The sequence below is a fragment of the Aliarcobacter vitoriensis genome, assembly GCF_003316695.1.
GTDB lineage: Bacteria > Campylobacterota > Campylobacteria > Campylobacterales > Arcobacteraceae > Aliarcobacter > Aliarcobacter vitoriensis.
The window spans coordinates 57,251-65,830 of sequence record NZ_PDKB01000015.1; the positions used below are offsets into that span (position 1 = coordinate 57,251).

Consider the following 8,580-nt stretch of genomic DNA (forward strand, 5'->3'; position numbering starts at 1 on the left):
AGTTTTTGCTCTCTTTTTATTACTTATTTTGCCATTTGAAAATATCAAGAATAACTATAATAGATAAATTTTCATCTATATAATAAGGTATGGTATAACCTTTGAAGACTAAATCTCTTGTATTATGATCATTAAAATGAAATGATTTTCTAGCTTTAAAAGGCATATTTGGAATATTTCTTATTTTGTTATCTATTTGGATTTTGAAGTTTTTTGCTCTTGAGGGAGAATCTTTTGCAATATATTTTAAGATTGAAAAAAGACTATCATTGAAAGTTATGTTCTTTTCTATTTTGAACATTAGACAGTTTTGAGCCAATTATCTATTTTATCCATACCATCTTCATAAGGTACAGTTTTTAGTTCACCTTTTTTATATGCTAAAACAGATTCAGACACTCTTTTGTGAGCTTCTTCTTTTGAAATACTTGGATAACCATCATCAAATAAATCATATAAAAACTCTTCAAATTGTGATTGAACATCTATTTTACTATTTACTAATTTTGGATATAAATTATCAGGAATATTTAATTTTATAGTGTGCATAATAAACTCCTAAATGTTTTTTAATATTATATATTTTAATTATTAAATAAAACTAATACTGAATCTTTTACAAAAAGTATTTCTGACTAATCGTAAGCTTTGTATATTAATAAATTTTTTGATAATCTAAAGAAAATATAAATTTTTAAAATATTTTTTAGTAATATTTAAAATTAATAATAAATTATGGGAAATAATAAGATGATAATATATATTCACGGGTTTGCAAGTTCTGGTTTTGGAGGAAAAGCACAAAAGTTTAAAGAGTATTTTGAAGATGAAATTATAACTATTTCTCTTCCAACTATTCCAAATTTGGCTATTGATACATTAGAGCAAATAATAGAATTTTCTTTAAATAAAGAAGAAAAAGTTTTTTTAATAGGCTCATCTTTAGGTGGATTTTATAGTTTATATTTAGCAAATAAATATGATTTAAAAGCTGTTTTGATAAACCCAGCAGTTAATCCTTGGGGAACTTTGCATAGATATGAAGGTGTAGAGTTTGTAACAAATTATTATGATAATTCAAGATTTGAATTTACTCAAAATCATATAAAATCTTTGAAAAATTATGAAGTAAATTTTATAGAAAATCCAAAAAACTTTATAACTTTATTACAAAAAGATGATGAAGTGTTGGATTTTAGTGAAGCTGCAAATAAGCTAGAGAATTCAGAACTTATAATAGAAGAGGGTGGAAACCACTCTTTTGATGGAATTGAGAGATATTTTAGAAAAATAAATAGTTTCTTTTATAATTAAAACTCTATTTTCATTCTATAATATCTTGGAAAATTGATTTTTAAAGAATCATCTATATTTAAAGGGAATACTTGATCTATAGAGTTTCTTATTTTGTTAAAATAGTCTTGGTTTCCATCAACAAAAGTAAGTTGCTCATATCTTCCATCTTTCAAAATAGTAACTCTGATATTTACAAATTCTCCTTTTTGTAAAGTAGATTTATCAATATTTTTTTCTATATTCGAGTTTACTTTTCTTTCAAAATCTTGAAAAAAGAGATCTATATCCCTAATAGATACAGAGTGGTTAGTGTCATTGTCATCATTATTCTCATCAGTTTTTATTTCTATTAGTGGTTTTGTTTGAGTAACTTCTTCTTGAGTGTTATTAATTGTTTGTTGCGTTGTAGAAGGTTGAATTACATTTTCAGTTTTATTTTCTACTTGTTCAGTTTTTTGTTCTTCATTTTTATCAAAATTGTCAGTTTCTATAACATCATTTGTTTGTGAATTTTCTTCATCATTTTGATTTAAATGTTGTATTCTATTTTCAGCTCTTTGTAGATGAATATTTGTTTGATTATCTTCAAATTTATTCTCTACTTTTTCCAAATCTTGATTTTGAGTTACGATAGTTTCTTTTTGTTCTTCTTCCTCAAATAATTTTTCTTTCAAATCTTCATATACAGATAATAAAAAGCTCTTTTCAGTTTCTGTTGAATTTGTAGAAAGTACAGTATTCTCTGTTGTATTAGTTGTTTCTAAAGTATCGGAGTCATTATTTTTAGAAAATATAAAAAAATAGAGTAAATATATCGCAAATAATACGATTATAACAATAATTGCATCTTCAATAAAATTTTTTGTTCTTCTTTTCATATTCTCCCCTTAACCTTACTCTTTTATATAAATTTCATCTAATAAACTATCTACAAAATTATCTGGACTAAATTCTATTAAATCGTTTTCTTTCTCACCAATACCAATGTAAAAAATAGGTAATTCAAGTTGATTTGATATAGAAAATAAAGCTCCACCCTTTGCTGTTCCATCAAGTTTTGTTACAATTATACCATCTATTCCAACAATTTCATTAAAAGCTTTTGCTTGAGCTATTGCACTATTTCCTTGAGTTCCATCTAATATCATAAGTTTTTGATGAGGAGCATCAGGAAGTGCTTTTGAACAAACTTTTACAATTTTTTTTAATTCATTATTTAAGTTTGTTTGAGTCTGTAATCTTCCTGCTGTATCAATTATGACATTGTCTATATTTCTTGATATTGCAGCACTGATTGTATCAAATGCAACAGCACTTGCATCATGCCCTTGTTTTGTTTTAATAATAGGAATATTTAGTTTTTCTGCCCAAGTTGAAAGTTGTTCTATGGCTGCTGCTCTAAATGTATCTCCAGCTCCTAAAATAACACTTTGCCCATTTCTTTTTAAATTATTTGCAAGTTTTGCAATAGTTGTTGTTTTTCCTGCACCATTTACACCAATTATAAGTCTTACAAATGGTTTAGTATTTTGTAAATTTACTTCAGGAGCATGTTCGAAAAGCATTACAAGTCTATGTCTTAATTGCTTTCTTGTAATCATATCTGGTAAGCCATTCATAGCTTTTTCTATAATTTCATACTCAACATCTGATTCGATTAATAGTTCTTCAATTTCATCAAAAGATATTTTCTCTTTTTTTTGAGGAACAACATTTTTTATTGATGAAAATGTCTTACTAAGAGCTTTTGATAGAAAGTTTTTACTCTCTTCTTGAGTTTCTAAAGTTTTATTTTCTTCATTTTTATCTTTTTTTAAAAAGCTAAACATATATTTATCCTATTTTTCTAAGAGCTTTTTTATATCTATTTCTAGCATTTCATTTGGAACAATTCCTACATATTTTTGGAAAATATTTCCTTCTTTATCGACTAAAAATGAAGTTGGAATAGATTTTAGTCCACCTAAAGTTTTTGCTAAATCAAATCCTTCAACAGCATTTGTCACTGAATAATTTACATTATATTCTTTTAAAGCACTTAGTATCTCTTCATTTGATTTAAATTCTTCCAACAATATCCCAACAACTACTAAATCATTTTGAAAATCATCTTGTAGTTTTACTAAATTTGGTATTTGTACTTTACAAGCAGGACACCAAGTTGCAAAAAAATTAACTAAAACTAATTTATTATTTGAATCTTTTAAAATCAATTTATTGTCACTAAAACCAATTTCTATTGGAATATTTTTTAAAGTATTTAAATTAAACTGAGATTGAGAGTTGTTTGAAGGTTGAATATCTTGTTTCTTATCATCTTTTGAGTCACATCCAGCAAAAAATAAAATTGAAAAAATTGAAAAAAACACCAAAGTTTTAAACTTCATTTTAATTCCTTTAGGTAAAATTATTAATTAGGTAGAGATTTTACCTAAGTGAGGCTTAAATGAACACAAATCACAAAAGTGATTTTCGAAAATTGTGTATGAAAAGATTGAGATCTACTGCACTTTATTCAAAGTATTACAAAAATAAAATAGTTGTTAAGAATTTAAAAGAGTTTATTTTAAAAAATGAGTTCCAAAATATACTTTTATATATACCTTTAGATATTGAAGTTGATACAAAACCATTGATTAATATTCTAAGAAAGATGAAAAAGAATATTTATGTTCCATATATGAAAGGTGATAGTTTTAAAATAGTAAAATATAGACTACCACTAAAAAAGAAGAAATTTGGTATATATGAACCAAATAACTCATTTTTGAACCCAAGTAGAATTGATATTGCAATAGTTCCAGTTGTTGGAATAGATGCTTTAAATAAACGAATTGGATATGGAAAAGGAATGTATGATAGATTTTTTTATAGGCTAAAATATAAACCAGTTATAGTTTTTACACAATTAATACTTTGTAAAAGTAAAGAGATTTTAAGTGATAATTACGATATTAAAGCAGATTTTATAATTACGGGATAGGAAATAAATGGAAAATATAATAATAGCTTTAGTTGCTGGATTTTTTAGTTCAGTAATTACTGTTTTTGTTACAAAGAAGATAAACAAGGCAAAGTTTGAAGTGTTTATCGAACAAGCAAAAGCAAAAGCAAAAGTGATAGAGCATGAAGCAGAAGTTGCTTTAAAAGATGCTCAGTTAAAAGCAAAATTTGAGTGTGATAGAGAGTTTAAAAGTGCTAGAAAAGAGTATGAAACAATGCTCTTTAAAATAGAAAAAAAAGAAAAAGACTTAAATGAACATTTAGAGAATGAATTAAAGCTTATAAAAAAAGAAAAAGAGCAAATAGAAGATAATAATAGAAGAATCACTATTCTAAAAGATGGTATTGAAGAGCAAAAAAGAACTTATGAGCAAAAAACTTTAGAAGCTATAAAAATACTTGAAAATGCAAGTGGTTTAACTCAAAGTGAAGCAAAAGAACTTATGCTTGAAAAAGTAAAAGAGGATTCAAGAGCTCAAATAGCTTCAATTTTTAGAAAAAAATATAAATTAGCTGAACAAAATTCAAAACAAGAAGTTAATAATCTTTTATCTCAAGCCGTTACAAGATATGCAGGAGAATTTGCAGCTGAAAGGCTTATAAACAATATTCCTTTAAACGATGAAGAGACAAAAGGAAAAATTATAGGAAAAGAGGGAAGAAATATAAAAGCATTAGAGATGCTTTTAGGAGTTGATATTATAATTGATGATACTCCAAATACAATTACTGTTTCATCTTTTAATTTATATAGAAGAGCGATTGCTACAAAGACTATTCAAGAATTATTAGAAGATGGAAGAATACAACCAGCAAGAATTGAAGAGATTTATAAAAAAGTAAAATCAGAATTCGATAAAAACATCCAAAAAGAGGGTGAAGATGTTATTATGGAATTAGGAATAAAATCTATGCATCCAGAACTTATTAAACTTGTTGGAAGACTAAGATATAGAGCTAGTTATGGTCAAAATGCACTGGCACACACACTTGAAGTTGCACATTTAGCTGGGCTTATTGCTGCTCAAATGGGTGGAGATGCTATTTTGGCAAGACGTGCTGGAATTATGCACGATATAGGAAAGGCTTTAACACATGAAGCACCAGGTAGTCATGTTGATTTAGGTGCAGAGATTTGTAAAAGATATGGGGAGTGTGAAACTGTTATAAATGCAATTTATGCTCACCATGGCCATGAAGAACCTATAAATGTAGAAAGTGCTGCTGTATGTGCTTCAGATGCTTTAAGTGCAGCTAGACCAGGGGCAAGAAGAGAAGTTTTAGAAAGCTTCCTAAAAAGAGTTGAAGAAGTTGAAAATATATCTACAAGTAAAGTTGGAGTTACAAATGCCTATGCCATAAATGCAGGACGTGAAGTAAGAGTTATTGTGAGTGCAGAACTTATAAATGATGATGAAGCAATACTTTTAGCTACAGAAATAGCAAAAGATATAGAAGAAAAAGTTCAATATCCTGGTGAAATAAAAGTTAATGTTATAAGAGAAATAAGAGCTGAAAGTTATGCTAGATAGAAAGGTCTAATATGAAAAATGACAAACCAACAACAAAAATAATAGCTGGTAAATATAAAGGTAAAGTTTTAGAATTGCCATCGCTTGATGTTACTAGAAGTTCAAAAGCCATGCTTAAAGAGTCAGTTTTTAATGTTTTACAGTTTGATATAATTGATAAAATATTTATTGAATCTTTTGCTGGAAGTGGTTCTATTGGACTTGAAGCAATTAGTCGTGGAGCAAAAAGGGCTTATTTTATAGAGCTTGATAAAAACTCTTATTCTATTTTAATTAAAAATTGTAAATCAGTAGATATTGAAAAGTGTCAAACTATCCAAGGGAATGCTTTTGTACAAACACCACTTATTTTAGATTTTATGAAAAACTCTAAAAATGAAGTTATTTTATATGTTGATCCACCTTTTGATTTTAGGGATGGAATGGAAGATGTTTATGAAAAATCATTTAGAATGATTGCAAATATAGAAGTTGATAATATATATAAAGTAATAGTTGAACATCTTTCAAATATTGATATACCAGAAGTTTTAGGTAAATTTTCTTTGGAAAAAACTAGAAAATTTGGTAAAAGTTCAATATCTTATTATAGCTATACGGTTTGATGTTTAAATTTTCTCTTTATTTACTTATATTCACAATTTTGGCAATATTTTTATTGCCATTTTTTTATACTGTATCTGCTTATGAATTAAATCCTCAAAAAATACTTTTATCACCTTCATTTGAACATATTATGGGAACAGATAGATTAGGGCGAGATGTTTTTGCAAGAATTTTAGTTGGGGGTCAAACTTCACTTATTATTGGATTTTTAGCTGCTAGTTTTTCTTCTTTTTTAGGGCTTATTATTGGTATTACAGCAGGGTATTTTAAAGGAAATATAGATAAAACTATTACAATAATAATTGATTTGTTTTTAACTTTTCCAACATTTTTCCTTCTTTTAGCTTTAGTATCTTATATTGAAGCAAATGCTGTTATTTTAATATTTGTTATTTCTATAACTGGTTGGATGGGAATGTCAAGAATGATAAGAAGTGAAAGTTTTGCAATAGGAAATAAGCCATATATAAAAGCTTTAAAATTGGCAAATGTTAGTAATATAAAGATTGTTTTAAAATACTTTGCACCACTTTTAGCTCCTATTTTTTTGATCTCTTTCTCTTTTGGAGTTGCTGGAGCAATATTAGCTGAATCTGGATTGTCATTTTTAGGACTTGGAGTAAATCCACCACAGATGAGTTGGGGAAGTTTATTAAGCGATGGAAAATCTGTAATGGATATAGCTTGGTGGGTTAGTTTTTTTGCAGGACTTATGATATTTATAATAACTTTTTGCTTGATACAAATAAGTGATTATTTACAGCATATTGCAAATAAAAAAGAAGTTTTAAAATAGAGTAGAAAAAATTCACTCTATTTTATATAATTTAAAATTTATAAATTGCACCAATTCCAAATTTTCGTGGTTCATTAAAGCCTATCCAAGCATTACCATCTCTTTCCATAAATGAAGTTACATAATCTTCATTTGTAATATTTTTAATATATCCATAAATATCCCAATCTTTAAATTTATAACCAATCTTTGCATTTGCAGTAATTCCACCATCTGTTTTTATTATTTTCCCTTCTCCACTATTGTATGATGAGTTGAAAAAATTATTTGAACCTTGTGCATATAAATCAACTCTTCCATATATTCCACTATCAGCTAAATATGAAACTCCTAAATTTGCAGTATAATTTGGAGTTTCTTGTATTCTTTCTCCATTAAATTTTCTTTTTCCATTATCAAAATCATCATATTTTGCTTGAATTAATCCTAAACTTCCAAAAATACTCCAATTATCAGTTAAAAAATAAGTTCCATCAACCTCTATTCCTTGTGAATGACCTTCTTTAGCATTATCAACAAAGAAATTACCAATATTATCAACATAATAAGCATGAACATCTTTTATATCCATCCTAAAAATGGCTGTATTTAAAGCAAAACTATCTCCTATATATTTTGCTCCTATTTCATAGTTTATAGATTTTTGTGGTTCAAAAGTGTTTTCTTTACTTAAATTTGTTGTGGCATTTGAAGGTGTGTAGTTTAGTCCACCAGGTAAATAACCTTTTGAAATTGATACGTAAGTTGTTAGATTATCATTTATTTTATATGTAAGTGCTGCTTTTGGTAAAAAAGAATTCCAAGTTTTTTCATCTTTATATGAAAACTCTCCTATTGGATTACCACCCCAAATTCTTTTTACATCAGCATCAACTTCTTTTTTAATTCTTTGATATCTTCCTCCCAATGTTAAATCAACTTTTTCTATAATAGGGATTATAACTTGTCCAAAAACTGCTTGAGTTTTACTTGTTGCAGAAGATTTATAGTTTGCTTGATATACAGAACCATAATAATCACTTTCATAGCCATATGGTCCTTGCTCTCTATCTTCTTTATCTAAATATAGTCCAGTTACCCACTTAATATCTTGATTTTTACTTGAAAGTTTAAATTCTTGAGTTGTTGTTTCAAAATCTGTAACATTCCATTGTCTTAATCCATCAAAAGAGTTTCCAGACATATTATCCACATCATAATCTCCATCAACTTTTACTTTCTTATGAGTTGTAGTTGAGTCAAATTTTACTTTTTCTGTTTCATAAGAGATATTTAAAGCTTGAGAATTTAGTTTTGTTTTTTCCGAAGTTGGCATTTCAAAACTTACATTTTCTGCATCTTTTCTTT

Annotated in this window: 11 protein-coding genes; 5 read left to right on the forward strand and 6 right to left on the reverse strand. The window is 26.9% G+C overall.

The window, feature by feature from the left end; translation table 11 throughout:
- Window positions 1-19 precede the first annotated feature (19 nt).
- Together CRU91_RS09115 and CRU91_RS09120 are read right to left on the reverse strand one after the other, a co-directional pair.
- Window positions 20-301, reverse strand: a complete 282-nt coding sequence (locus CRU91_RS09115; protein WP_113894918.1) for a type II toxin-antitoxin system RelE/ParE family toxin — start codon at window positions 299-301, stop codon at window positions 20-22.
- The gene (locus CRU91_RS09120; protein ID WP_113894919.1) at window positions 301-549 is read right to left on the reverse strand and encodes a hypothetical protein; all 249 of its coding nucleotides are present in this window, start codon (window positions 547-549) and stop codon (window positions 301-303) included. The genes CRU91_RS09115 and CRU91_RS09120 overlap by 1 nt, the downstream gene beginning before the upstream one ends.
- A gap of 201 nt (window positions 550-750) precedes the next feature.
- On the opposite strand from CRU91_RS09120, the gene CRU91_RS09125 reads away from it, so the two are divergent.
- The gene (locus CRU91_RS09125) at window positions 751-1,314 is read left to right on the forward strand and encodes a YqiA/YcfP family alpha/beta fold hydrolase (protein ID WP_113894920.1); all 564 of its coding nucleotides are present in this window, start codon (window positions 751-753) and stop codon (window positions 1,312-1,314) included.
- Here the strand turns inward: CRU91_RS09125 and CRU91_RS09130 are convergent.
- Genes CRU91_RS09130 through CRU91_RS09140 form a run of 3 tightly spaced genes read right to left on the reverse strand, consistent with a single transcriptional unit; the run spans window position 1,311 to window position 3,683 of the window.
- Window positions 1,311-2,174, reverse strand: coding sequence for a hypothetical protein (locus CRU91_RS09130; protein ID WP_113894921.1), 864 nt, complete (start codon window positions 2,172-2,174; stop codon window positions 1,311-1,313). The genes CRU91_RS09125 and CRU91_RS09130 overlap by 4 nt on opposite strands.
- Window positions 2,175-2,189: 15 nt before the next feature.
- Window positions 2,190-3,125 carry a signal recognition particle-docking protein FtsY gene (gene ftsY / locus CRU91_RS09135; protein ID WP_113894922.1) on the reverse strand — a complete coding sequence of 312 codons (936 nt, stop codon included), beginning with the start codon at window positions 3,123-3,125 and terminating at the stop codon, window positions 2,190-2,192.
- 9 nt (window positions 3,126-3,134) lie between these two features.
- Window positions 3,135-3,683, reverse strand: a complete 549-nt coding sequence (locus tag CRU91_RS09140; protein WP_113894923.1) for a TlpA family protein disulfide reductase — start codon at window positions 3,681-3,683, stop codon at window positions 3,135-3,137.
- 59 nt (window positions 3,684-3,742) lie between these two features.
- Here CRU91_RS09140 and CRU91_RS09145 point away from each other — a divergent pair, with 59 nt between their 5' ends.
- The 4 genes from CRU91_RS09145 to CRU91_RS09160 are packed head-to-tail and all read left to right on the forward strand — an operon-like array spanning window position 3,743 to window position 7,233.
- Complete coding sequence (locus CRU91_RS09145; protein WP_113894924.1) at window positions 3,743-4,279, forward strand: 5-formyltetrahydrofolate cyclo-ligase; 537 nt, start codon at window positions 3,743-3,745, stop codon at window positions 4,277-4,279.
- 7 nt (window positions 4,280-4,286) lie between these two features.
- On the forward strand, window positions 4,287-5,831 hold the full coding sequence (rny, locus tag CRU91_RS09150) for a ribonuclease Y (protein ID WP_113894925.1): 1,545 nt from the start codon (window positions 4,287-4,289) through the stop codon (window positions 5,829-5,831).
- An 11-nt stretch (window positions 5,832-5,842) separates the two neighbouring features.
- Complete coding sequence (rsmD, locus tag CRU91_RS09155; RefSeq protein ID WP_113894926.1) at window positions 5,843-6,436, forward strand: 16S rRNA (guanine(966)-N(2))-methyltransferase RsmD; 594 nt, start codon at window positions 5,843-5,845, stop codon at window positions 6,434-6,436.
- Window positions 6,436-7,233 (forward strand): ABC transporter permease, encoded by a 798-nt coding sequence (locus CRU91_RS09160; RefSeq protein ID WP_113894927.1) that lies wholly within the window; start codon window positions 6,436-6,438, stop codon window positions 7,231-7,233. Before rsmD ends, CRU91_RS09160 begins: the two co-directional genes overlap by 1 nt.
- Window positions 7,234-7,264: 31 nt before the next feature.
- Here the strand turns inward: CRU91_RS09160 and CRU91_RS09165 are convergent.
- Window positions 7,265-8,580 (reverse strand): TonB-dependent receptor (locus CRU91_RS09165; RefSeq protein WP_113894928.1); only part of this gene is annotated, 1,316 nt, incomplete at its 5' end.